Annotated in this window: 21 protein-coding genes and 1 pseudogene; 14 read left to right on the top strand and 8 right to left on the bottom strand. The window is 64.0% G+C overall.

The window, feature by feature from the left end:
* Positions 1-345: 345 nt before the first annotated feature.
* Positions 346-2,391, bottom strand: a complete 2,046-nt coding sequence (parE, locus tag IVB24_RS23215) for a DNA topoisomerase IV subunit B (protein ID WP_140479465.1) — start codon at positions 2,389-2,391, stop codon at positions 346-348.
* A 274-nt stretch (positions 2,392-2,665) separates the two neighbouring features.
* On the opposite strand from parE, the gene IVB24_RS23210 reads away from it, so the two are divergent.
* The 5 genes from IVB24_RS23210 to IVB24_RS23190 all read left to right on the top strand — a co-directional run bounded on the left by IVB24_RS23210 (position 2,666) and on the right by IVB24_RS23190 (position 6,811).
* Entirely contained in the window at positions 2,666-3,196 is a 531-nt protein-coding gene (locus IVB24_RS23210) for a DedA family protein (RefSeq protein ID WP_094974319.1), read from the top strand.
* A 224-nt stretch (positions 3,197-3,420) separates the two neighbouring features.
* Positions 3,421-4,086 (top strand): FMN-binding negative transcriptional regulator, encoded by a 666-nt coding sequence (locus IVB24_RS23205; protein WP_247769116.1) that lies wholly within the window; start codon positions 3,421-3,423, stop codon positions 4,084-4,086.
* Complete coding sequence (gene argC / locus IVB24_RS23200; protein WP_247769114.1) at positions 4,083-5,066, top strand: N-acetyl-gamma-glutamyl-phosphate reductase; 984 nt, start codon at positions 4,083-4,085, stop codon at positions 5,064-5,066. The genes IVB24_RS23205 and argC (IVB24_RS23200) overlap by 4 nt, the downstream gene beginning before the upstream one ends.
* A gap of 96 nt (positions 5,067-5,162) precedes the next feature.
* Positions 5,163-6,209 (top strand): N-acetyl-gamma-glutamyl-phosphate reductase, encoded by a 1,047-nt coding sequence (gene argC / locus IVB24_RS23195; protein WP_247769102.1) that lies wholly within the window; start codon positions 5,163-5,165, stop codon positions 6,207-6,209.
* A 14-nt stretch (positions 6,210-6,223) separates the two neighbouring features.
* Positions 6,224-6,811 carry a class I SAM-dependent methyltransferase gene (locus IVB24_RS23190; protein WP_094974316.1) on the top strand — a complete coding sequence of 196 codons (588 nt, stop codon included), beginning with the start codon at positions 6,224-6,226 and terminating at the stop codon, positions 6,809-6,811.
* Between the two features lie 35 nt (positions 6,812-6,846).
* Here IVB24_RS23190 and IVB24_RS23185 read toward each other — a convergent pair whose 3' ends face one another.
* Together IVB24_RS23185 and phaC are read right to left on the bottom strand one after the other, a co-directional pair.
* Positions 6,847-7,245, bottom strand: a complete 399-nt coding sequence (locus tag IVB24_RS23185; RefSeq protein ID WP_094974315.1) for an MAPEG family protein — start codon at positions 7,243-7,245, stop codon at positions 6,847-6,849.
* A gap of 64 nt (positions 7,246-7,309) precedes the next feature.
* On the bottom strand, positions 7,310-9,118 hold the full coding sequence (gene phaC / locus IVB24_RS23180) for a class I poly(R)-hydroxyalkanoic acid synthase (RefSeq protein WP_247769096.1): 1,809 nt from the start codon (positions 9,116-9,118) through the stop codon (positions 7,310-7,312).
* A 251-nt stretch (positions 9,119-9,369) separates the two neighbouring features.
* Between phaC and IVB24_RS23175 the strand changes: the two genes are divergently transcribed.
* The 4 genes from IVB24_RS23175 (at position 9,370) to glpX (ending at position 13,524) form a co-directional block, all read left to right on the top strand.
* Positions 9,370-9,645, top strand: coding sequence for a hypothetical protein (locus IVB24_RS23175; RefSeq protein WP_094974313.1), 276 nt, complete (start codon positions 9,370-9,372; stop codon positions 9,643-9,645).
* A gap of 216 nt (positions 9,646-9,861) precedes the next feature.
* Positions 9,862-11,082 (top strand): LL-diaminopimelate aminotransferase, encoded by a 1,221-nt coding sequence (locus IVB24_RS23170; RefSeq protein ID WP_094974312.1) that lies wholly within the window; start codon positions 9,862-9,864, stop codon positions 11,080-11,082.
* 29 nt (positions 11,083-11,111) lie between these two features.
* Complete coding sequence (locus IVB24_RS23165) at positions 11,112-12,428, top strand: homoserine dehydrogenase (protein WP_247769094.1); 1,317 nt, start codon at positions 11,112-11,114, stop codon at positions 12,426-12,428.
* 94 nt (positions 12,429-12,522) lie between these two features.
* Entirely contained in the window at positions 12,523-13,524 is a 1,002-nt protein-coding gene (glpX, locus tag IVB24_RS23160; protein WP_094974310.1) for a class II fructose-bisphosphatase, read from the top strand.
* Positions 13,525-13,601: 77 nt separating this feature from the next.
* Here the strand turns inward: glpX and IVB24_RS23155 are convergent, their stop codons facing one another.
* Complete coding sequence (locus IVB24_RS23155; protein ID WP_247769092.1) at positions 13,602-14,957, bottom strand: hypothetical protein; 1,356 nt, start codon at positions 14,955-14,957, stop codon at positions 13,602-13,604.
* Between IVB24_RS23155 and IVB24_RS23150 the strand changes: the two genes are divergently transcribed.
* Genes IVB24_RS23150 through IVB24_RS23140 form a run of 3 tightly spaced genes read left to right on the top strand, consistent with a single transcriptional unit; the run spans position 14,956 to position 16,508 of the window.
* Complete coding sequence (locus IVB24_RS23150) at positions 14,956-15,684, top strand: haloacid dehalogenase type II (protein ID WP_247769087.1); 729 nt, start codon at positions 14,956-14,958, stop codon at positions 15,682-15,684. The genes IVB24_RS23155 and IVB24_RS23150 overlap by 2 nt on opposite strands.
* A 57-nt stretch (positions 15,685-15,741) precedes the next feature.
* Entirely contained in the window at positions 15,742-16,284 is a 543-nt protein-coding gene (locus tag IVB24_RS23145; RefSeq protein ID WP_247769081.1) for a hypothetical protein, read from the top strand.
* Positions 16,285-16,304: 20 nt separating this feature from the next.
* On the top strand, positions 16,305-16,508 hold the full coding sequence (locus IVB24_RS23140) for an efflux RND transporter permease subunit (RefSeq protein WP_148667316.1): 204 nt from the start codon (positions 16,305-16,307) through the stop codon (positions 16,506-16,508).
* Positions 16,509-16,557: 49 nt separating this feature from the next.
* Here the strand turns inward: IVB24_RS23140 and IVB24_RS23135 are convergent, their stop codons facing one another.
* The gene (locus IVB24_RS23135; protein WP_247769079.1) at positions 16,558-17,541 is read right to left on the bottom strand and encodes an MBL fold metallo-hydrolase; all 984 of its coding nucleotides are present in this window, start codon (positions 17,539-17,541) and stop codon (positions 16,558-16,560) included.
* Between the two features lie 290 nt (positions 17,542-17,831).
* Here IVB24_RS23135 and IVB24_RS23130 point away from each other — a divergent pair.
* Positions 17,832-18,377, top strand: a pseudogene (locus IVB24_RS23130) (4-hydroxythreonine-4-phosphate dehydrogenase PdxA); the annotation flags it as partial.
* Between the two features lie 3 nt (positions 18,378-18,380).
* Here IVB24_RS23130 and IVB24_RS23125 read toward each other — a convergent pair.
* The 3 genes from IVB24_RS23125 to IVB24_RS23115 all read right to left on the bottom strand — a co-directional run bounded on the left by IVB24_RS23125 (position 18,381) and on the right by IVB24_RS23115 (position 21,021).
* Positions 18,381-18,797, bottom strand: coding sequence for a cupin domain-containing protein (locus IVB24_RS23125; RefSeq protein ID WP_247769078.1), 417 nt, complete (start codon positions 18,795-18,797; stop codon positions 18,381-18,383).
* Between the two features lie 39 nt (positions 18,798-18,836).
* Positions 18,837-19,580 (bottom strand): SDR family oxidoreductase, encoded by a 744-nt coding sequence (locus IVB24_RS23120; RefSeq protein WP_247769076.1) that lies wholly within the window; start codon positions 19,578-19,580, stop codon positions 18,837-18,839.
* 364 nt (positions 19,581-19,944) lie between these two features.
* On the bottom strand, positions 19,945-21,021 hold the full coding sequence (locus IVB24_RS23115; RefSeq protein WP_247769074.1) for a methyl-accepting chemotaxis protein: 1,077 nt from the start codon (positions 21,019-21,021) through the stop codon (positions 19,945-19,947).
* Positions 21,022-21,300: 279 nt separating this feature from the next.
* On the opposite strand from IVB24_RS23115, the gene recJ reads away from it, so the two are divergent.
* A complete protein-coding gene (gene recJ / locus IVB24_RS23110; RefSeq protein WP_247769069.1) occupies positions 21,301-23,142 on the top strand; it encodes a single-stranded-DNA-specific exonuclease RecJ in 1,842 nt (613 codons plus the stop codon).
* The last annotated feature ends 41 nt before the right edge of the window (positions 23,143-23,183 follow it).

Raw genomic sequence — 23,183 nt, 5'->3', positions numbered from 1 at the left:
TCCTGCCGGAATGCTGTTGCCGGGCAAGCACAGTCGCCGGAAAACGCCGGTGCGCGGGTATTTCAGCCGCAATTGCCGAAATCTGAAAAAGTTGCATATATTCAATAGTTTGAATGGATTCTCGAAACTCAAATTCAGGTAGGGTTTCGTTAGGAAATTCAACCTTGTCCGAAATGGAGGCAGCTGCGCCTCGGCCCGAGCGCCGTGAGTCGCTGGCCGAGTCGCAGCGCCGGCGCCGCGAATCGTTCGAAGCCATGCCGCGCGGCGACGTTGTCGCGGCCCGAAACGCAAAAGAGCCCCGGCTCTTCGCCGGGGCTCTCGACGGAGTGCTATTGCGCCGCGGACTCAAACGTCCAGCAGCTCGTCGCTGGCGAATTCGGCCTTGTCCGTGATGAAGGCGAATCGCGCCTCGGCCTTGGTGCCCATCAGGCGCTCGACCGAATCCGCGGTGGTGTCGCGGTCGTCGGCGAGCAGCACCACCTTGAGAAGTGTGCGCTTGGCTGGATCCATGGTGGTCTCCTTGAGCTGCGCCGGCATCATCTCGCCGAGGCCTTTGAAGCGGTTCACCTCGACCTTGGCGTTGGCGTTGAACACGCTCTTGATCAGCTCTTCCTTGTGCTTGTCGTCGCGCGCGTAGACCGACTTGGTGCCGACGGTCAGCTTGTAGAGCGGCGGCACCGCGAGGAAGAGGTGCCCTTCGTCGATCAGCCGCGGCATCTGCCGGTAGAAGAAGGTGATCAGCAGCGACGCGATGTGGGCGCCGTCGACGTCGGCGTCGGTCATGATGATGATGCGCTGATAGCGCAGATCCTCTTCGCGGTATTGCAGGAGCTGGCCGCAGCCGATCGCCTGCACAAGGTCGGAGAGCTGCGCATTCGCCGTCAGCTTGTCCTTGCCGGCGGAGGCGACGTTGAGGATTTTTCCACGCAAGGGCAGCACCGCTTGCGTCTTGCGATCACGCGCCTGCTTGGCGCTGCCGCCGGCCGAGTCGCCTTCGACGATGAAGAGCTCGGAGCCGTCTGTGCCGGCATCGGTGCAATCGGCGAGCTTGCCGGGCAGGCGCAGCTTCTTGCCGGCGGTTTTCCGCGCGGTCTCTTTCTCCTGCCGCCGCCGCAGCCGTTCCTCGGCGCGGTCGATCACGAAGTCGAGCAGCCGGTTGGCCATGTTCGGATTGCCTGACAGCCAATGATCGAACGGATCCTTCATCGCCTGCTCGACGATGCGCTGCGCTTCGGCCGTTGCGAGGCGATCCTTGGTCTGACCCTGGAATTCAGGTTCGCGCACGAACACCGAGAGCATCACGGCGGCACCGACCATCACGTCTTCCGACGTAATGGACGAGGCGCGCTTGCCCTGGCCGACGCGCTCGGCGTGATCCTTCAGGCCGCGCAGCAGCGCGCTGCGCAAGCCGGATTCGTGCGTGCCGCCATCTGGCGTCGGGACGGTGTTGGTGTAGGAGGACAGGAAGCCGTCGGCATCCGCGGTCCAGGCCACCGCCCATTCGCAGGCGCCATGCGCGCCGTTGCGGCCCGACTTGCCGGAGAAGATATCCGGGTGCACCAGCGTGTCGGCGTGGATTGCAGCCGCAAGATAGTCCTTGAGGCCGCCGGGGAAGTGGAAGGTGGCTTCGGCCGGTACGTCTTCGATGCCCTTGAGCAACTCGGGCGCGCAATTCCAGCGGATCTCGACGCCGCCGAACAGGTACGCCTTCGAGCGCGTCATCTTGAACAGGCGCTGCGGCTTGAACGCAGCCTTGGCGCCGAAGATGTCGGTATCGGGCTTGAAGCGGACGCGCGTGCCGCGCCGGTTGTTGATCTTGCCGAGGTCCTCGAGCTTGCCCTTGGGATGGCCGCGCTCGAACGTCATGCGGTAGAGCTTCTGGCTGCGCGCGACCTCCACCTCAAGCAGCGAGGAGAGGGCGTTGACCACGGAGATGCCGACGCCGTGCAGGCCGCCCGAGGTCTCGTAGACCTTGCTGTCGAATTTGCCGCCCGAATGCAGCGTGCACATGATGACTTCCAGCGCCGACTTCTTCGGGAACTTCGGATGCGGATCGATCGGGATGCCGCGGCCGTTGTCGGTGACGGTGAGGAAACCATCCGCGGAGAGTTCGACGCCGATGAAGGTCGCGTGTCCGGCCAGCGCCTCGTCCATCGAGTTGTCGATGACTTCGGCGAACAGATGATGCAGCGCCTTCTCGTCGGTGCCGCCGATATACATACCGGGCCGCCGCCGCACCGGTTCCAGGCCTTCGAGCACCTCGATGTCGGCCGCGGTGTAGTCGGCTTCGCCGCCGCTTCCGCGCGGCGCCGCCTTGGGCGCGCTGCGGGGCTTCGACTCATCGCCGCCGAAAAAATCGTCTTTTACTTTGGGTTTCAACTGTTTGGACATATATCTTGATACGCTTTGAGGGGCCGCATCGGCGGCGAATCGGTTGGGCCGACTATGCCACTTCTGACTTGGAAAGGTTACCGCGGGGCGGGCCGGGCGGTGTGGTTGGGAGCCAATCCCGGCGATTTTACGCCGCAGGCCCTGCAATTGCCGGCAATTTGACCGGTTGGTCCGGGCTGAGCCGAGCTTTGTGACTTGATGTCACACAAGCCCTTGGCTTACCAGTCCTTTTCATCGAGCAGCACCTTGAGATGGGGCGGGAAGGCTTTTTTAGATGGAGCAGTTTGCGCACGCCCTGGCCGATTTCGTGCGCGTTCACCAGGCCTGGGCGGCTCCGATCGTGTTCCTGCTCGCCTTCGGAGAGTCGCTCGCCTTCATTTCGCTGCTGATCCCGGCCTGGGGCGCGCTGGTTGCGATCGGTGCGCTGATCGGGGTGAGTGGCATCAGCTTCTATCCGGTCTGGATCGCCGGCGGCCTCGGTGCGGCGCTGGGCGACTGGGTCTCGTACTGGTTCGGCTACCGCTACAAGGAGAAGGTCGCCCAGATGTGGCCGCTCTCGCGCTATCCGGATCTCCTGCCCAGAGGCGAGGCCTTCGTGCGAAGCTGGGGCATCCCCAGCATCTTCATCGGCCGCTTCTTCGGTCCTTTCCGCGCCTCGGTGCCGCTGGCGGCCGGCATCTTCGAGATGCCTTATTGGAGCTTCCAGGCCGCCAATTTCGTCTCGGCCCTGATCTGGTCGGCCGTGCTCCTGCTGTTCGGCGACGTGCTCGCGAAGATCATGGAATGGATCTGGCGGGTGATCTGACGCCGGAACCTTGACGAAAGCCTGATCTAGCCTTATAGCCGCGCGCCATGATCAACGCCGCGACCATTCTGTTCGCTCGTCACCGCCGCCGCAGTCTTGCGGTTTGGGCGGTCGATCGCGTTTGAGATCATCGTCTTTGCCGCTGGATCCGATCCGCGGCATTCTTTCTCCTGTCAGCGCGATCTGATCCGGCGGCCCCCAAAGAGGCCCAGCAGGAGACCACGATGTACACGCCACCCTTTTTCAAGCAGGACCGCGCCGCGAGCCTGAAATTCGCAAGCGATCGGGGCTTCGGCACCATGTGTGCCTTTGACGGCAAGAAGCCGGTGGCTTCGCCGCTGCCGTTCTATCTCACCTATGCTGCCGACGGCACGCCGCAGGCCGCCCTTCATGTCGCCCGTCACAATCCGCTGCTAAAGCTCGCGGGCGGCGATGCGTCCTGGCTGCTCGCGGTCAACGGCCCCGATGCCTATGTGTCGCCGGATTGGTACGTCTCGCCGGACCAGGTGCCGACCTGGCTCTACCAGTCGGTGCATCTGAGCGGGCCGGTGCGGATGTTGTCGGATGACGAGCTGGCAGTGCAGATCGACACGCTCAGCGACAAGTTCGAGACCTGGCTGTTGCCGAAGAAGCCATGGACATCGGACAAGATGACGGCCGGACGGCTCGAGGCGATGAAGAAGGCGATCGTGGGCCTGGTGATGACGGTTGAGGAGGTCGAAGGCAGCTTCAAGCTCAACCAGCACAAATCCGACGCCGACTATGCGGCGATCGCCAATGCGCTCAGTGCCGGCGATGCCGACGCCAGGCAGATCTCACATTTGATGCGGCAGGCAAGGCCGCAGGTTTTTGCAGACGACACGAACATGCTCGAAGGGAGCGCGCCATGAGCCTCGCTGACATCAAACAGGCCCCGAAGGGCGCTGCCACCAAACCCGCAACCGTCTTCGTCGACGGCGGCTCCGGCACCACCGGGCTTGGCATCAACGAGCGGCTGAAGCACCAGAACGACGTCGTCGTGAAGACGATCCCTGACGACAAGCGCAAGGACCCCGCTGCCAAGAAGGCGCTGATGGAGGAGGTGGACCTCGTCATCCTCTGTCTGCCCGACGATGCCGCCAAGGAGACGGTCGCGCTGGTCGACAGCATGGGCGCCTCGGGCCCGAAGGTGCTCGACGCCTCGACCGCCTACCGGGTCGCGCCCGATTGGGCCTACGGTTTTCCGGAACTGACGCCCGAGCAGGCCGGCAAGATCGAGGCGGCGAAGAAGGTCTCCAATCCCGGCTGCTATCCGACCGGCGCGATCGCGCTGCTGCGGCCAATCGTAGATGCCGGCCTGTTGCCGCAGGATTATCCCGTCACGGTCAACGCGGTGAGCGGCTACTCCGGCGGCGGCAAGTCGATGATCGCGAGCTTCGAGGACGGCAGTGCGCCGTCCTTCGAGCTCTACGGCCTCGGCTTCGAGCACAAGCATCTGCCGGAGATGCAACTCTATTCGAACCTGACGCGGCGGCCGATCTTCATTCCCTCAGTCGGCAACTACCGGCAGGGCATGCTGGTCTCGGTGCCGCTGCAGCTCGACACGCTGCCCGGCAAGCCCACAGGTGCAGACCTGCAAGCTGCGCTGGCAAGGCGCTACGCCGGCTCGACATACGTCTCGGCGATGCCGCTCCAGAACGAGGCGAGCAAAGGCGGCCGGATCGAGCCGGAGGCGCTGAACGAGACCAATCAGCTTGAGCTCTACGTCTTCGCCAATGACAAATATCACCAGGCGGTGCTGGTCGCCCGGCTCGACAATCTCGGCAAGGGTGCGTCCGGCGCGGCCGTGCAGAACATGCGGCTGATGCTGGGATTGCCGACAAGTGGCTGATCAAGCCTTGCTCGCGAGTCCAATCCATTGGACGAGGCGACGCTGCAACTTTCGACCCCGGCAAGACGATCAAATGACGCCTGAAAGGCACGCGCGATGAGCTCGAAGAAGATCGGCATTCTCGGCGCTTCCGGCTACACCGGGGCCGATGCAGTGCGCCTGTTGGCGCGGCATCCGAATGCCGAGATCATCGCACTCACCGCCAACACCCACGCCGGCAAGTCGATGGGTGACGTGTTTCCGCATTTCTTCATGCTGGACCTGCCGAAACTCGTGGAATGGGAAAAGGTCGACTGGAGCAGGCTCGATGCGGTGTTCTGCGGGCTGCCGCACGGCACCACGCAGGAAATCATCGCCGCTGTCCTCAAGGCAAATTCCAAAATCAAGGTCCTCGACATGTCCGCCGATTTCAGGCTGCGGGACAAGAACACCTATGCCCAATGGTACGGCCATGAGCACCGGGCGCTCGAACTGCAGGGCGAAGCGGTCTATGGCCTGACCGAATTCTATCGCGACAAGATTACGTCGGCGCGGCTGGTCGCCTGTCCCGGCTGCTATCCCACGGCGGCGCTGCTCGCGCTGGTGCCGCTTGCGAAAGCCAAACTGATCGACGTCGACGACATCATCATCGACGCGAAATCGGGCGTCACCGGCGCCGGCCGCGGGCTGAAACAGAACACGTTGTTCAGCGAGGCGGGCGAGGGGCTGTCGCCCTATTCGGTCGGCACCCACCGGCACGCGCCCGAGATCGAGCAGGAGATCGGCGTCGCCGCCGGCTCCGCGGTGACGATCAACTTCACGCCGCATCTTATTCCGATGGCGCGCGGCGAACTGTGCACGTCCTACGTCAAGCTCAAAGGCGCGACGCCGGACGATCTGCGAACAGCGTTGGAGCAGGCTTATGCCAACGAGCCCTTCGTGCATGTCGCCAGGAAGGGCGTGCTGCCACAGACCCAGAATGTGCGCGGCTCCAACTATGTGCAGATCGGCGTCGTCGCCGATCGCATCAAGAACCGGGCGATCGTGATTTCCACGCTCGACAATCTGGTGAAGGGGTCGGCCGGGCAGGCGATCCAGAACATGAACCTGATGTTCGGGCTGCCGGAGACGGCGGGGCTGGAGCAGATCGCGCTGTTTCCATGACACGAGGTCCTGCAGTGGACGATGCGACCCTGCAATTCTATCGGAGCAACGCCCAGTCCTACGCCGACTGGGCGAAGGCGCCCTCGACACGGCTGCGTGGCTTCCTTGCCCTGCTGCCGCCAGGCGGCGCGATCCTCGAGCTCGGCTGCGGCGCCGGCAATCATTCGGCGGTGATGCTGGCCGAAGGGTTTTCGGTGCGTGCGACTGATGGCTCGCCCGAAATGGCCGAGATCGCGTCGCAGCGGCTAGGTCATCCGGTCGAGGCGATGCGGTTCGACCAGCTTGAGGCGCACGAGGCTTACGACGGCGTCTGGGCAAGCGCCTGCCTGCTGCACGTACCGCGCGGCGAACTCGCAGGCATCCTTGCGCGGATTCACCTCGCCCTGAAACCGTCAGGCGTCTTCTATGCCAGCTACAAGATGGGCGAGAGCGACGGCCGCGACAGCCTCGGGCGCTATTACAGCTATGTCTCGCCAGAGTGGCTAGATGCGACCTACGCCAATGCGGGTCCGTGGATCACGCTGTCATCCGAAATCAGCGTGATCCAGAGCTTCGACCAAACGCCAGCCAACATGCTGAATCTCGTCGTGCGCAAGGCCTGATTTTCAAGAGGCCTGATCTTCAAAAGGCGTGATTTCTAGAACACCTTGAAGATCGCCAGCGCCAGCACGGCCTGGGCGAGGAAGCCGACGGTGAAGGCCAGCGTGCGGAACACGGGAATCCCGAGCGCGTAGACGATCAGATGCGCGACGCGTGACCAGAAATAGACGGCGCAGGCGAGCACGGTCCATTTCGTGGAATAGTCGATCGCGTTGAGGATCAGCACCAGCGGTGCGAACAGCACGAGGTTCTCGACCGCGTTGTCGTGCGCGAACATCAGGCGGTTCGCCCATTCCGATTGCGGCTTGTCGCCGCGCGAGGGATTGGCCATGGCGCCAGTGAGACCGCGGACCTGGCACCGGTTGATGGTGTAGGGAATCCAGAGGATCCCGGTCAGGATCACCGTCAGTGTCAGCCAGAACAATTCGCGCGTCATGGTTCGATCCTCTCTGTCGTCGCTGCGTTGAGCGCGAGTCTATACAAAAGCGTGGAAGATTCCGCTATGCGCGGACCCTGACATAGCTGCCGGGCGCGTCCTCGATCGGCGGCAGGGCGTCGCTGCCGACGCTGCGCGCCGGGACTTGCTCCGGATCGAGCTCGCCGAGCCATTGGCGCCAGTCCGGCCACCACGAGCCCTTGTGCTCGACCGCGCCCTTCATCCACTCGGCGACGTTGACGTCCTTGATGTTGTCGTTGGTCCAGTATTGGTACTTGTTCGAGGCGGGCGGATTGACCACGCCGGCGATGTGGCCCGAGCCCGAAAGCACGTATTTCACGGGGCCACCGAAGAACTGCGAGCCGTACAGCACCGATTCAGCTGGCGCGATGTGGTCCTCGCGGGTGGCGAGGTTATAAACGGGGACCTTGACCTTGGAGAGATCGAGCAGCGTATTGTCGAGCACCATCGTGCCGGTGGAGAGCCGGTTCTCCAGATAGCAATTGCGCAGATAATAGGAATGGTTCGATGCCGTCATGCGCGTCGCGTCGGAGTTCCAGTGCAACAGGTCGAATGCGCTCGGCTGCTTGCCCTTCAGATAGTTGCTGACGACGTAGGACCAGATCAGATCGTTGGAGCGCAGCATGTTGAAGGCCATCGCCATCTTCGAGCCTTCGAGCACGCCGGCGGCCTTCATGTCCTGCTCGAGCGATGCGATCTGCTCCTCGTCGACGAACACCAGGAGATCGCCGGCATGGCTGAAGTCGACCTGGGCCGCGAAGAACGTCGCCGACGACACCCGCTGGCGGCGCTTCTCGGCGAGCCAGGCCAGCGTGGTCGCGAGCATGGTGCCGCCGACGCAATAGCCGGCGGTGTGCACCTTCATCTCGCCGGTGACCTTCTCGATCACGTCCATCGCCGTGAGCGGGCCTTCCTTCATGTAGTCTTCCCAGCTCTTGTTGCCGAGCCGCTTGTCGGGATTGACCCATGAGATCACGAACACGGTGATGCCCTGGTCGACGCACCATTTGATGTAGGATTTCTCCGGCTTGAGATCGAGGATGTAGAACTTGTTGATCCAGGGCGGCACGATCAGGAGCGGGGTGCGCAGCACCGTCTCCGTGGTCGGCGAATACTGGATCAGCTGCATCAACTCGTTCTGGTAGATCACCTTGCCCGGCGTCGTCGCCATGTTGACGCCGACGACGAGATTGTCCGGATCGGACTGGCGGATCTTCAGCATGCCGTTGCCGGCGGCGATGTCCTCGGCCAGCATCTTCAGGCCGCGCGCCAGATTCTCGCCGCTGCTCGCCATCGTCTCGCGCAGCACTTCCGGATTGGTCAGCACGAAGTTGGAGGGCGACAGGGCATTGGTGAGCTGCTGCATGTAGAACTCCGCCTTGCGGCGGGTCTGCGGATCGAGCCCCTCGGCGTCGCGCACCAGCTCCTGCGCCCATCTGGTCGTGAGCAGATAGAGCTGCATGACGAAATCGAAGAACTGGTTCGACTTCCATTCCGGGTCGGCAAAGCGCTTGTCGCGCGGCGAGGGCGCGATCGCCGGCGCTGCGTCCTGGCCGGCCATGCGGCGCGCCGCCGAACCCCAGAGGTCGAGATAGTCCTTGGCGAGCTTGGTCTGCAGATCGGAGGAGCGGGACGTATCCGACAGCCAGTACTCGGCAACCGATGTGAAGGTCTTGACGACCTCGGTGAGCTCGGCCGGCGGGCGATCCTGCACCTCGCCGCTTTTGCGCGGCTTCAGATAGGCGGCGAGCGCCTTGCCGCCGTTCTCCATCGCCCGCGCGACATTCATCGCGAAGGCTTCCGCATCGAACTTCGGCTCGGGTTTGGGCGTATCGGTCGTGGCCATACTCATGAGCAGAACAGTAACGATTCATTCCGTATTCGTCACCGCGAAGCTCGCATGTTTGACGTTAAACCCTCTCGAAGATGTGTTGCACTGCGACAAATCTTCTCGGTTCCGTCACAATCGGGCCGCACGGCTCGGTTTGGTGGCAATGGCTGTTTTCTCGCTCGCACCATTTGGGCACAATGGTTTGAGCTTGGGCGCGGTCTTGGGTAACATTGCCCGGGGCCGTGCTTTGGGACGAGTAGGGGATTTCCCAAGTGTTGGCGTTATGGGACCTGCAAAAGACGCTGCCGATCCGCGGCGCGCTGCTGATCGCGGCGCTCGCCGTCGGCGGATGTTCGAGCCAGCTCGCGGATATGACGCCCACCGACGCGCAGGCGCATCCCAGGGAGCCCGGCAGCTATCTGCCGGTGCACGACTTGCCGCCGGATCGCGATGAGGCAGTCATCCCGCCGGAGCAGCGCGCCAAGATCGAGGCTGAGCTCGCCGCCGCGCGCGACCGTCAGGCGGTCGCCGGCAAGGATGGGAAATGAGCCGCTCCAAGGTAATCGCTGGCGCCCCCGCCTTGCCGTGCTAAAAGATCCCGGTTCAGCCGAGAGTCAGGGCGAACGACTTCAGTCTTCGTCGTCGGTGATTGCTCTAAGCGTTTGATTTTGAGTAATTTTCTCGACGAAAATGGACGCCTTTCCGAACTGCCGTCCCGGCCTGTCGATTCTGTCCTGACCGGTTGCCCCGGAGCCCAGAGAGCCATGGAAGAATTTTACCGCATCCGCCGCCTTCCACCTTACGTGTTCGAGCAGGTCAATCGGGCCAAGGCGGCCGCGCGGAATGCCGGCGCCGATATCATCGACCTCGGCATGGGCAACCCGGACCTGCCGGCGCCTGCGCATGTGCTGGAGAAGCTGAAAGAGACGCTGGGCAAGCCGCGCACCGACCGCTACTCCGCCTCCCGAGGGATCAATGGCCTGCGCAAGGCCCAGGCCGGCTACTACGCCCGCCGCTTCGGCGTGAAGCTCAACCCGGACACCCAGGTCGTGGCAACGCTGGGCTCGAAGGAAGGCTTTGCCAACGTGGCGCAGGCGATCACCGCGCCCGGCGACGTCATCCTCTGTCCGAACCCGAGCTACCCGATTCACGCCTTCGGCTTCCTGATGGCGGGCGGCGTGATCCGCTCGGTGCCCTCGGAGCCGACCCCGCAGTTCTTCGAGGCAGCGGAGCGGGCGATCGTGCATTCGATCCCGAAGCCGCTCGCGCTCGTCGTCTGCTATCCTTCGAACCCGACCGCCTATGTGGCGAGCCTCGATTTCTACAAGGACCTCGTTGCGTTCGCCAAGAAGCACGAGATCCTGATCCTGTCCGACCTCGCTTATGCCGAGGTCTATTTCGACGAGAACAACCCGCCGCCCTCGGTGCTCCAGGTGCCCGGCGCAATGGACGTCACCGTCGAGTTCACCTCGATGTCGAAGACCTATTCGATGGCCGGCTGGCGCATGGGCTTTGCGGTCGGCAATGAGCGCGTGATCGCAGCTCTTGCCCGCGTCAAATCCTACCTCGATTACGGCGCCTTCACGCCGGTGCAGGTCGCGGCGACCGCCGCACTGAACGGCCCGGACGATTGCATCAAGGAGATGCGCGATACTTACCGCAAGCGCCGCGACGCGCTGGTGGAATCGTTCGGCCGCGCCGGCTGGGAGATCCCGCCGCCTGAGGCCTCGATGTTCGCCTGGGTGCCGCTGCCGGAGGCCTTCCGCAGCGTCGGCAGCATGCAATTCGCAACCCTGATGGTGGAGAAATCCGGTGTCGCGGTTTCGCCCGGCGTCGGCTTCGGCGAGCATGGTGAAGGATATGTCCGCATCGCCATGGTGGAAAACGAGCAACGGATCAGGCAGGCCGCGCGCGGCGTGCGACGCTTCCTTGAAAGCGGCATCGAAACGTTGCACAACGTCGTTCCGCTCGCCAATCGGCGTTAGGTTCTCTTCGGCAGGTTTTCTAAGTCATCATGGTTGCACCCCTGAAAGTGGGCATAGCGGGGCTCGGCACCGTGGGCGCCGAAGTTGTCCGTTTGATTGAAACGCAGGCCCGCGTGCTCGCAGGCCGCAGCGGCCGCGGCATCCGCGTCGTTGCCGTCACCGCGCGCTCGAAGGCGAAGAAGCGCGGCATCGACCTGCGCGGCGTCGAATGGGTCAGGGATCCCATGGCTCTGGCCACCCATCCCGGCGTCGACTGCTTCGTCGAGCTGATGGGCGGCGCCGGCGATCCCGCGCTGTCGGCGGTCGAGGCTGCGCTCAGCGCCGGCAAGTCAGTGGTCACCGCCAACAAGGCGCTGCTCGCGAAGCACGGTTTGAAGCTGGCGAAAGCCGCTGAAAAGCACGGCGGTGCGCTGAATTACGAGGCAGCGGTCGGCGCCGCGATCCCCGTCATCAAAACGTTACGCGAGGGTCTTGCCGGAACCGGCATCAACCGCGTCTACGGCATCCTCAACGGCACCTGCAATTACATCCTGACACGGATGGAGCAGGAGGGCCTGTCTTTCGCCGAATGCCTCGCGGATGCGCAGCGGCTCGGTTATGCCGAGGCCAACCCGTCCTTCGACGTCGACGGCCACGACACCGCGCAGAAGCTCGCCATTCTCGCCAGCCTCGCCTTCGGCACGAAAGTTGCTCAAAGCGCGGTGTATGTCGAAGGCATCTCCTCCATCGCGCCGGAAGATCTGCGTGCGGCCGCCGATCTCGGTTACCGCGTCAAGCTGCTCGGCGTTGCGGTGCGCACCGCCAAGGGCATCGAGCAGCGCGTGCATCCGACCATGGTGCCGAAATCCTCCTCGATCGCGCAGGTGATGGGCGTCACCAATGCGGTCACGATCGACGGCGAGGGCATTCCGCCGATCACGCTGGTCGGCCCCGGCGCCGGTGGTGCTGCGACCGCATCTGCCGTCGTCGCCGACATCGCCGACGTCGCGCGCGGCATCCGCGCCAACCCGTTCGGCCGGCCCATTTCGCAACTGCGCGACACCAAGAAGGCGCCGATGGAGCGGCACGAGGGCGGCTATTACATCCGTCTTCTGGCGCGCGATTTCCCCGGCACCGCGGCCGCGATCGCGACGCGGCTGGCAGAACAGAAGATTTCGATCGAGTCGATCGTGCAGCGTCATCCCAATGGCGGCGTTGCGCCCGATAACGGCAAGGCGGTCCCCGTGCCGGTCATCCTGATCACTTACGCCACTCACGAAGACGCGGTGCGCCGCGCGCTCGCCGCCGTGCAGAAGGACAAGGTGATCAGTGGACGGCCGCAGGTGATCCGGATCGAGAAGAATTAGAGCGTGAACAGACGAGCGGTTCGAACGAACCATGGGTGTTGCGAGTTGATGCGGACGGAGATTTCCGTCCCAAACGTTTCGAAGGAGTGAGCCGATGTCGACCCATATTTCAGTCCCCCCGCAAGCGTTGCTCGAGCGCATCCTCACGCTGGAGATCGTGCGGGTGACGGAGCGGGCGGCGGTGTCGTCGGCGCGGCTGCGCGGACACGGTAACGAGAAGGCGGCCGACCAGGCCGCGGTGGATGCGATGCGCCGCGAGCTCAACAAGCTCCCGATCGAGGGCACCATCGTGATCGGCGAGGGCGAGCGCGACGAGGCGCCGATGCTCTTCATCGGCGAGAAGGTCGGCATGAACGCAGGCCCGCAGGTCGACATCGCGGTCGATCCGCTCGAAGGCACCACGCTGTGCGCCAAGAACATGCCGGGCTCGATCGCCACCATGGCAATGGCCGACGGCGGCACGCTGTTGCACGCGCCCGACGTCTACATGCAGAAGCTCGCGATCGGCCCCGGCTACGCCAAGGGCGTCGTCGAACTCGATGCCACGCCGGCCGAGAACGTTCGCCGCCTCGCCAAGGCCAAGGGCGTCCAGCCTGATGGCATCACCGTTCTCGTGCTCGACCGTCCGCGCCATGCCAGCATCATCGAGAGCGTGCGCTCGACCGGCGCTGCCGTGCGCCTGATCACCGACGGCGACGTCGCCGGCGTGATCCATTGCGCCGACCCTGATAACACCGGCGTCGACATGTATCTCGGCACCGGCGGCGCGCCTGAAGGCGTGCTCGCGGCCGTAGCGTTGCGCTGCATCGGCGGCCAGATGCAGTGCCGCCTGATTCTCGATTCCGCTGAGAAGATCGAGCGCGCCGCCAAGATGGGCGTCAACGATCCCAAGATGATCTACGGCATCGAGGACATGGCGCGCGGCGACTGTCTGTTCGCCGCCACCGGCGTCACGACCGGCTCGCTGCTGTCGGGCGTCAAATTCCGCAAGGACGGCGTGATCGAGACCGAGACGGTCGTGATGCGCTCCGTCACCGGCACGGTGCGCTACATCAAGGCCGAGCACCGGGAACTTGCCAAGTTCCATCTAGACTGATCTCGCGACCGTCCGCGCGCGATCGTTCGGCTGCTCCGATCGGACGCGCGCCGCAGACTTGATTTCGCGCTTGTCTGTTATGGGCTGCGGGGCGGCGCGGGCATGAACAGGAACGCGTCGCAAACGGTCAGGGCGAACTTGACGGTCAGTTGAAGCTCGCCGACTTCATCGGCCCAGGGCTGGAGAATGGCCTTCGCGGACGCCATGTCTCCATTCGCGAGCGCGCGGCGCGCGTTCGTATCGGCCTCGGCATAGATGTCGGTTGCGATCATGCGGGACAGGGCCTGCGAGAGGCCTCGGTCGAAGGCCTCAAGGCGGACCTCCGATTCATAATGATCCGGCCTGAGCCTGATTTGGTTCTCGGCCTGTGCCGGATCGAAAAGCCCGACCTTGCCCAGCATGACCAGCAACGGATGATCTCGGGCGATGGCGGAGGGAATGATCGGAAAGGTCCTGACTCTCCCGGATCGATCATCAAGGGAAGCGAACGAAATGACGGGCCCGATGTTGAAGCGGGAGTTGCGGTGAAACACCGCGACACGATGATCAATTTCGGAGTCGGCCTCGAACACCGCGCCACTCGCGGGACCGTCGTCCAGGCCGTGGGCAATAAGGTAGGATGAAAGCTGGGCAACACGGGAGGTGACGGTGCCATGATCGAGCCCATCCACCTCGAATTCGATCTCTCGTCCCGTGAATGCGGACAATCCGATCGTCAAGGCTCCGATGGTCTTGCCCGCAAGGTAGGGGACGATCTCGATCCACAATGCGAAGGGTTGATCTGGATAGGAAGCAAAGGCGCTACGTGACTGGTTCAGCCACATCTCGGGCGAGCGGCCGACATTTCCCCGCCAGACGACAGCGGCAACTTCCGGCAATGCCGCGACCACGGCCCCGACAAAAGCGGTCGTGAGCTGCGTGTTCTCGGCAAAATTCAGCGCCTTCGTTGCCTTATTGCTTTCGGCAGAGCCCATCGGCGCCACGATGAGGTGCGCACGATGCCGGCCAACGGCGTGGAAAGCTTCCGGCCAAAGCCAGGAAGCCCGCTGCCACAATTCCTGATCGTAAGGTATCGGCGCCGGCATCATGAGGATCGTCATGAGATGATCGCCGGCACGGATGAACATCGGACGGTCGGCATCGTTGCTGCGTGAGAGCCCGCCGGGACCCCACTGCACGTCGGGATGACGAATGCGCAATGTCCGGATCAACGCCTCCTCATCCGGGAGGCGGACATGATCGAGCAGAACGTATGCGACAGGGAGGTCTGTCATGGCAGATGCATGCGCACGCTGGGGCGAAAGTTTTTGCTCGTCGCGGACGAACGAGGTCTGGCGGACAACTGCTATTGTTGCACGGAAAGGATCATGCTTTAAAGCCCTCGATCTCAGCCGGAGCCGACCGGGCGCAGGAAAAATCCGCGGAGCGAACATGACACCAGCATCCGATCTCTCCGCCGTCAAAGCCCTTGTCTTCGACGTGTTCGGCACCGTCGTGGATTGGCGCACCAGCCTGATCACCGACTTCATGTGGTGGGCCAAGGGACGCGGCATCAGTGCCGACTGGACCGCGCTCGTCGACGGCTGGCGCGGCATGTACATGGCCTCGATGGACGACGTGCGCAAACATCCGGAGCGTGGCTATGTCATGCTGGATGATCTGCACCGCCGCTCGCTGGAAAAGCTGGTCGCGCAGTTCGCGATCAAGGGTCTCACCGAGGCCGATCTCGATTATCTCACCAAGGGCTGGCACCGCCTCAATCCCTGGCCGGACAGCGTCGCGGGCCTGACGCGGCTGAAGACGAAGTTCGTGATCGCGCCGCTCTCCAACGGTAACGTCGCATTGCTCACCAACATGGCGAAGTTCGCAGGCCTGCCGTGGGACCTCATCATGTCGGCCGAGCTGTTCGAGCACTACAAGCCCGATCCCGAGACCTATCTCGGCGCAGCAAAGCTGCTCTGCCTCAAGCCGGACGAGGTGATGATGGTCGCCGCCCACAACGGCGATCTCGCGGCCGCCCAGAAGAACGGGCTCAAGACCGCCTTCGTGGCGCGGCCGACGGAGTACGGTCCGTTGCAGAAGGTGGACTTTGAGGCTACCGGCAACTGGGACATCGTCGCGAAGGATTTCGGCGGGATCGCCGACAAGCTCGGCTGCTAGCAGCGTGACGCGTGATCGGCTGCGAGTCAGGACATAGGCAAGAACAAGAGTTGCTGGTTGGCCTCCTCACCGTCGGTTTTGCAAGTCTTGTTCGGGGCGGTGGTGACCGCAGCCATCATTGCGCTCATATCGTGGACGCTCCAACAGGCAAGGCCGATTGAGCTCGGCGATACCGCAGGAGCCATCGAGCCGGATAAAAGTACTGCCTGGTTCACGGTCATCGGCGGTTTCCTGATGTCGCTTGCCGGCTTGTACGGGGTCCTGTTTCGCGAGGCCGGCTGGGGAGCCTTGGCGATGACGCTCTTGGGGCTTGGCGCTGCCGGCTTCATGTCGCCATCACTCACATCCGTGCACCGCGTGACATGGGACGAAGAGTCGGTTGAAGGCCCCTCGAACCTGTTTGGTCCCACACTGGGTTCGCGAAGAACCAAAATCCTGTGGCGCGATATTTTGAGAACCGGAACGACGATGACCGGCTACTGGTTCGTCGAGAGTCGGGACGGCAGACGGGTTTATTGGAGTTATCTCTACAGGGGCCACGGCGCTCTGGATGCGTTTCTCTACACGAAGCGCCCAGATTTGGAGCTTCCTGCGTCTTGATGATCGCGCCAGGGCCTGCGATGTCGTACCGCTTGGTCGGCGCTGAATTCTATGAAAGCCGGAACGCGGTCGGCATCGGAGTCGCCAGCGGCATGATCGCGGCGACCGGTCTCCGCATCTTCTTCGTACCCGCGCTGTACGTGCTTGTCCGCCGCATATTCACCGGCGCTCGAGCCGACGCGACAGCCTCGCAGCCGCGCGCGGTCGCAGAGCCCGCCGAGTAGCGAGCAACGACCCGGGAGGCGCTTGCGCCCCCCCGGGGTTGATCTCGAGCTACAGCGTCATCTTCATCGGCTCCGGGTAATAGTGGAAGCCTTCACCGGCCTTGGCGACGTGGCCGTAGCCGGGCCAGGCGAAGTGATAGGACATCACCGGCGTCTTGTTGGCCGCGAGCATCGTCAGCAGTTTGACGCGCGACTCGGCCGCCTGCTTGGGGTCGGTGTCGTAGGAAAATTCCATCCGGGGCCGCTCGAGCAGCAGCACGGAATGGTGCGAGAGGTCGCCGAGGAAGGCGAACGATTTGCCGGCCGAGGAGACCATGAAGATGGTGTGGCCGACGGTATGACCGGGCGCGGAGATCGCCTGCACGCCGGGTAGGAATTCCTCACCGTCCTTGAAGAACTTGATCCGCTCGCGCACCGGCATCAGGTTCTTGCGGGCGTGGACGACGAAGTCCTTGGCCGGGCCGCCGAGCTTGCCTTCATCGGTCCAGAAGTCGAAATCGCTTTGGGCGATGTAGATCTGCGCGTTCGGAAACAGCGCCTTGTTGTTGGCATCCACGATGCCACCGATGTGGTCGATATGCGCGTGCGAACAGACCACGGCATCGATGTCCTCCGGCTTGATCCCCGCCTCGGCCATGCTCTTCTGCTGGCGGCCGGTGGTTGGGCCGAACGCCTTGGACGAGCCCATGCCGGTGTCGAACAGGATCAGCTTGTCGCCGGTGTTCACGATCGGCGAGTTCTGTTCGAGCACGACGTTGTCCGGCGACAGGAAATTCTCCGCCAGCATCTTCTTCACCTCTTCCTTGGGGACACCGGTGAAGGTTCCGGAGGGATCGCCAAGCGGCAGCGGCCCGTCGGAGACGACGGTGACCTCGGCATCGCCGAGGACGAAGCGGTGCCAGTATGGCGTCTGGGTGCCGAGCTTGGGAGCCCGCGCCAATGCGCTGGTGCCGAGCATGGCGCTGGCACCGAGGCCGGCTCCAAGGCCGGCTCCAAGTGCGAGTAGGGATCGACGGGAGACATCGATTGTCATGCATTTCCTCCGCTTTTGTCTTTTGTTTTGCGCGATTGTTCGCGCGTTGGGGCCGGCCTGATCGGCCACGCGGCCGCGGCCCGGCAGAAAAGTATGCTGCTCCGGCCGCGACAAGCTAGCAAGTGGAATTAGTGCGCGGATTCACGCGGGGCGAGAACGGGCTGCGGCAGCGGGACGGCAGCGTGCAGTCGCTCTCCGCCCGCACGGACGACGCGAATTGCGTCTTACGCAATTTTCAGCGTGAGATCGTTTCCTTCCGTCTCGGCAAAGCCCGCCTGCAACACTTCCTCGAGTTCAACGTGCTGGACCGGCTGTGGAACGCGCGCGTCACGTCCCACATCCCGTTGAGGGACGTCGCTGCCAAGCTGACCAGCGAACGCATCCACCTTGCGCTCGAGCTGACCGATGCCTGCATGCGCAACGCCGGCTTCGCGCGGCCGCGCATCGCCGTCGCCGGACTGAACCCGCACGCGGGCGACGGCGGCAATTTCGGCCGCGAGGAGATCGATATCATCGCGCCTGTGGTCGCAGCCGGCCAGCGCGAGGGCATCGCGGCGGAAGGACCGTTTCCCGCCGACACCGTGTTTCTGCGCGCCAAGGGCGGTGCCTTCGATGCGGTGCTGACGATGTATCACGACCAGGGCCAGATCGCGATGAAGCTGATGGGCTTCGATCGCGGCGTCACCTTGCTCGGCGGCTTCCCGTTCCCGATCTGCACGCCCGCGCACGGCACCGCTTACGACATCGCAGGACAGGGCATCGCCTCGATCGGCGCCAGCCGTGCGGCCGTGTTGCTCGCGGCGGAGATGGCGGCGGCCGGAAAGCGTCTTGGGTAAACGTTACTTCGTGATCCGCGTCGTCAGTTCCTTGTCAGCCGTATCAACCACGAACACGGCCAGCAGCTTGGCAGGCTCGGTATCGCTGGCATTCGCGCTGATGCCGTGGCGGTCACCGGGGTGTTCGGAGAAGTTCTCTCCCTTGTGAAAGACCTTAGCGGGGCCGTCATTGACCTGGCTGCGGATCGCGCCTTCCAACACCGTGGCATAGATGAAGGCGGAGGGGGCGTGGATATGCGCGGGTGAGGAGCCCCCGGGACCGTACTCGACCAGCACGCCCTTCATGCTCTTGCCGGGAACGTTGGGCAGTGCTTGGTCGAACACGACCGTGACTTTCGCCAATGGCGCCGCCGGCTCGGCTGCGTGGGCCGTCAGCAATGAGGCGGCATAAACCGCTGTCGCGATCAGCAATCTGCGCATGGGAGCTCCTTATCTGCGGTGGTTTCGTGGTTGCCAATCTCAGAGGCGAGCGAGCCATGTTGCGAGCTTCGTTGGTCCGAGGCGCGCCTCGCCGAGCGGGACCAGCGATGTGTCGTCGATGGGGCCGCCGTAGTACGGCGCCTTCGGATCTCCGACCACCGGACGAGTGTCGCCCGATGCCTTCAGACGGCGTGCGATGAATTCGTTGAAGGGAGCCTTCTCGGGGCCTGCGATGTCGATCGTGCCATTGAGTGGCTTGCCCGTTGCGACCTCCGCGAGGCGAGCAGCGACGTCGTCAGCGGCGATCGGCTGAAACAATGCCGAGGGAACGACGATCCTGCCGTCAACCGCACCCATGTCGGCAATGGCGGCGAGGAATTCGAAGAACTGGGTGGCGCGCACGATCGAGTAGGGGACCGAGGATGACTTGATGATGGTCTCCTGGGCGAGCTTGGCACGGAAATAGGCGTTGTCGGGCGACCGCTCAGTCCCGACGATCGACAGGGCCACGTGATGCTTCACGGCGGCGGCAGCTTCTGCCGCGACCAGATTCCTGCTCGACCGCTCGAAGAATTCGAGCACGGCGGCGGGCTCCCACGACGGCGCATTGGCGACGTCGACGACGACATCCGCGCCTGTCAGCGCGGCGGCGAGGCCATCCCCGGTCACGGCATTGACGCCTGATTTCGGTGAAGCCGCCACGGTCTCGTGGCCTTGCTGCCTGAGCCGCGCCACGAGCTTGGACCCGATCAATCCAGTTCCGCCGATTACGACGATCTTCATGGCCTGTCTCCTTGGCAAGTGACGAGCGCGAGATGGCCAATGCCAGTACGAATTCGCGCGCCCACGTCGATGAACGTGATGCGAAGCGACTCTATTCGATTGAGGGCGCGGGGCTCTTGCCTGTAACGGGCGCGGCTTGCCGGAAAATGCTTCAGAAGCCGGGGTGGGATTTCACAAAGCCGCTAGGGGGCATTCCCTCGTGCCGCAACACACTCTGCGATGGATCGCAGATTGCCAGTGTTTTGCCCGTCGTGTCAAAATCTTCGCGGGATAAGGCGGAAAGTTCAACTGAAAAGGCCAGTGAAAACAACCCTGTCGCTACTGTGCATGGGGTTGTTTTCGCGTTTTTTACTCGCCTGCCGTCTCACGCCCCGCAGACGATCACACCGTACCAGCCGAGCCCGCGATAGGTCTCGTAGCCCGGCGTCGCATGGAAGGCCACCAGTGCGCCCGTGCGGTCGTGATGGAAGCCGGAGGCCTGGCCGTTCAGCGAGATCGAGATGCGCTCGCTGAGGATGCCCTGGCCGTCCGACGCCGCGATCACGCGCAAACTCGAATCGACCAGCAGCACGCGGGCCTTGTCGCTGTCGCCGACGCGAATCCCTTGTACGATGGCGCGGGCCTGCGGCTCCCAGTCGAAATGGATGGCGAGCACGCCGATCGGGGCGCCGTTGGCCTGGCCGCCGGCGCGCACGCTGGCGCAATAGGTCGCAACCTGCGCGTTGCCGAGCAGCGGCTGGTTCTCGACGTCGCCGGCAACGTAGTCGTCGCCGGACCGCAGGCCCCTGGCCTCGCGAAACCATTTGGTGTGGGCGACGTTCTGGCCGACGACGCGGAAGCGGTCGGCACGGCCATTGGCAATGACGTTGCCGTCGAGGTCGCAGAGCCACAGGTCGAGATAGACGGTGTAGGCCCCGAGGATCACGCCCAGGCGCTGCGAGGCGTGGGAGACGGCCGCAGCGCCGGGTGAGGCGGCGCAATCGACCACCGCGGAATCAGTCGCCCACCAGCGCACGTCGCAGGTGCGTTCATAAAGGTTGCGGTCGATCAGCTCGATTGCGTTCAGCGACAGATCCATCATGCGCTCGCCGCGTGAACGCTGGCTCATGCGCTCGATCGAGGAGACGAGATCGCCGGTCCGCTTCGTCAACTGGCTTTCAAGTTCGCGGGCGATGGTCTCGACCTGCTGACCGACCCCACGCACCTCCTGCGCCACCACCGCAAAGCCCGCGCCTTGCGCGCCGGCGCGCGAACTTTCGATCAGCGCGTTCAGCGCCAGCATCTTCATCTGGTTGGTGATCTGCTGGATCGACTTGGTCTTGTCGACCGCGATCTGGTTGACCTCCGCGGTCAGGCGGTTGATCAGCGCGGAAATGTCGGAATCGTCCTCAGCGGGTTCGGTGGCGATCGGCTTGGCCTTCAGACCCAGCGCAGCAGACATCGGGGCTTTCCCTTGGCAATGAGCTCTGATCTGCAACGAACCCGGAACAATCGCTTACAGATCGAATACGATTCTTTTTTCGAAGATTCCGCCTAACGCCCGCTTAATTTGCTGTTCCGGCGGATGCCCAAATGATAGTCAGTCGGCGCCGCAAATCGGCAATCCACCGCTTTGTGCGGCGCGGAGATTGCAAATCCCTGAGGATTCCGGGTCAATCGTCCTGCAAGCCGGACCGACGCGATACCGTCGATTGCGGGTTCCTCAAACCGACTGCGACCCATGACGCCGCCCGCCACCGCCTTGCCCGTCGAAGCGCCCCAGGCGTTTCTCGGCGTCGCGCGTTCGCTGACCGACAAGCTCTGGCGCGACCGGCTGGATGCCCGCGGGGCGGCCCAGGCGCTCGCTATCGTGCAGCGGCACCAGCTGCCCGAACTGCTGGCCCGGGTGCTGGCCGGCCGCGGCGTCGACATCGACGCGGTGCCCGACTTTCTCGATCCGACCATCCGTAAGCTCATGCCGGACCCCTTTACCGTGACGGAGATGGAGGCCGCGTCGAAGCGGATCGCGGATGCTGCGGCGAAGGGCGAAAAGGTCGCGATCTTCGGCGACTACGACGTCGACGGAGCGACCTCGGCGGCACTGCTCGCCTGGCACCTGCGCCATTGCGGGCTCGATCCGCTGATCCACATTCCCGACCGCATTTTCGAGGGCTACGGGCCCAATGTCGAAGCGGTTCGCGGGCTGGCGGCCAAGGGCGCCACGCTGCTCGTCACCGTCGATTGCGGCACCACCAGCATCGAGCCGCTGGCGGAGGCCAAGCGCCTCGGCATGTCCGTGGTCGTGATCGACCATCACCAGGCCGGCACGGAGCTGCCGGAGGTCGACGCGCTGGTCAATCCGAACCGGCTCGACGATCTCTCCGGTCTCGGCCATCTCGCCGCGGTCGGTCTCGTGCTGGTGACGCTGGTTGCGGTCAATCGCGAGCTGCGCCAGCGCGGTTTCTGGAATGCGGAAATGCCCGAACCGGATCTGCTCGGCATGCTGCACCACGTCGCGCTCGGGACGGTTGCCGACGTCGCCCCCCTGATCGGTCTCAACCGCGCTTTCGTCGCCAAGGGACTGATCGCGATGCGGCGGCGCGACCATGTCGGCCATACCGCGCTGATGGATGTGGCGCGGCTGAACGGGCCGCCGGAGGCCTGGCATCTCGGCTTCATGCTGGGGCCGCGCATCAATGCCGGCGGCCGCATCGGCCGCGCCGATCTCGGCGTGCGGCTGCTGCTGGAAGGCGACAGCGTCGAGGCCGCGCGGATCGCCGCCGAGCTCGACCGCCTCAACAGCGAGCGCCGGGTCATCGAGCAGGCGGCCGAAGCGCAGGCCGAAGCCGAGGCGCTGGCCTCGATCGGGCTGGAGGACAAGCTCGGCGTCATCGTCACGGCGTCCGAAGGCTGGCATCCCGGCGTCGTCGGCCTCGTTGCTTCCCGGCTGAAAGAAAAGTTTTCGCGGCCCGCTTTCGCCATTGCGCTCGAGCCCGGCGGCATCGGTACCGGATCGGGGCGCTCGATCGCAGGCATCGATATCGGCAAGGCGGTGCGGCAGGCGGTCACTGACGGCATTCTGCTGAAAGGCGGCGGCCACGCGATGGCCGCGGGCGTGACGTTGCGGAAAGAGAAGCTCGCCGAATTTCGCGCCTATCTCGAGAACGCGCTGGCGCGGGACGTTGCCGAGGCGCGCCACGTCAACGAGCTCTACATCGACGGCGCGGTCTCTGCGCGCGCCGTGACGACGGAGCTTGCGGCGACGCTGAACCGTGCCGGTCCGTTCGGCAGCGGCAATCCGGAAGCCGTGCTGGCGCTGCCGGCACATCAGCTCGTGTTTGCCGACGAGGTTGGGCAGGCGCATCTGCGTCTGCGCTTCAAGTCGGGGGATGGCGCCATCGTCAACGGCATCGCGTTCCGCTCGGTCGGCCAGAAGCTCGGCAATGCGCTTCTTGCCAACCGCGGCCAGCAACTGCATGTCGCCGGCTCGCTTTCGGTCGATCGCTACCAGGGCGCCGAGCGGGTGCAATTCCGTGTCATCGACGTCGCGCTACCGGACCAGGGGCCATCCGTGATTAGATAACGCATGATCCGACGCGACAAACGCGGAACGCGTTTGCGCGG

Origin of the sequence: Bradyrhizobium sp. 192, from assembly GCF_023100965.1 — a bacterium.
GTDB lineage: Bacteria > Pseudomonadota > Alphaproteobacteria > Rhizobiales > Xanthobacteraceae > Bradyrhizobium > Bradyrhizobium symbiodeficiens.
The sequence above is the reverse complement of the archived record's forward strand: the minus strand, read 5'-3'. Positions and strand labels throughout refer to the sequence as shown.

Bases quoted from the DNA above. Each gene is read 5' to 3' on its own strand.
- IVB24_RS23120 (WP_247769076.1), bottom strand. From the start codon at position 19,580: ATGAAGATCGTCGTAATCGGCGGAACTGGATTGATCGGGTCCAAGCTC.
- recJ (WP_247769069.1), top strand. From the start codon at position 21,301: ATGACGCCGCCCGCCACCGCCTTGCCCGTCGAAGCGCCCCAGGCGTTT.
- IVB24_RS23155 (WP_247769092.1), bottom strand. From the start codon at position 14,957: ATGTTCGCTCCGCGGATTTTTCCTGCGCCCGGTCGGCTCCGGCTGAGA.
- glpX (WP_094974310.1), top strand. From the start codon at position 12,523: ATGTCGACCCATATTTCAGTCCCCCCGCAAGCGTTGCTCGAGCGCATC.
- argC (WP_247769114.1), top strand. From the start codon at position 4,083: ATGAGCCTCGCTGACATCAAACAGGCCCCGAAGGGCGCTGCCACCAAA.
- IVB24_RS23170 (WP_094974312.1), top strand. From the start codon at position 9,862: ATGGAAGAATTTTACCGCATCCGCCGCCTTCCACCTTACGTGTTCGAG.
- IVB24_RS23135 (WP_247769079.1), bottom strand. From the start codon at position 17,541: ATGACAATCGATGTCTCCCGTCGATCCCTACTCGCACTTGGAGCCGGC.
- IVB24_RS23205 (WP_247769116.1), top strand. From the start codon at position 3,421: ATGTACACGCCACCCTTTTTCAAGCAGGACCGCGCCGCGAGCCTGAAA.
- IVB24_RS23165 (WP_247769094.1), top strand. From the start codon at position 11,112: ATGGTTGCACCCCTGAAAGTGGGCATAGCGGGGCTCGGCACCGTGGGC.
- phaC (WP_247769096.1), bottom strand. From the start codon at position 9,118: ATGAGTATGGCCACGACCGATACGCCCAAACCCGAGCCGAAGTTCGAT.
- parE (WP_140479465.1), bottom strand. From the start codon at position 2,391: ATGTCCAAACAGTTGAAACCCAAAGTAAAAGACGATTTTTTCGGCGGC.
- IVB24_RS23125 (WP_247769078.1), bottom strand. From the start codon at position 18,797: ATGCGCAGATTGCTGATCGCGACAGCGGTTTATGCCGCCTCATTGCTG.
- argC (WP_247769102.1), top strand. From the start codon at position 5,163: ATGAGCTCGAAGAAGATCGGCATTCTCGGCGCTTCCGGCTACACCGGG.
- IVB24_RS23115 (WP_247769074.1), bottom strand. From the start codon at position 21,021: ATGTCTGCTGCGCTGGGTCTGAAGGCCAAGCCGATCGCCACCGAACCC.
- IVB24_RS23140 (WP_148667316.1), top strand. From the start codon at position 16,305: ATGTCGTACCGCTTGGTCGGCGCTGAATTCTATGAAAGCCGGAACGCG.
- IVB24_RS23150 (WP_247769087.1), top strand. From the start codon at position 14,956: ATGACACCAGCATCCGATCTCTCCGCCGTCAAAGCCCTTGTCTTCGAC.
- IVB24_RS23185 (WP_094974315.1), bottom strand. From the start codon at position 7,245: ATGACGCGCGAATTGTTCTGGCTGACACTGACGGTGATCCTGACCGGG.
- IVB24_RS23210 (WP_094974319.1), top strand. From the start codon at position 2,666: ATGGAGCAGTTTGCGCACGCCCTGGCCGATTTCGTGCGCGTTCACCAG.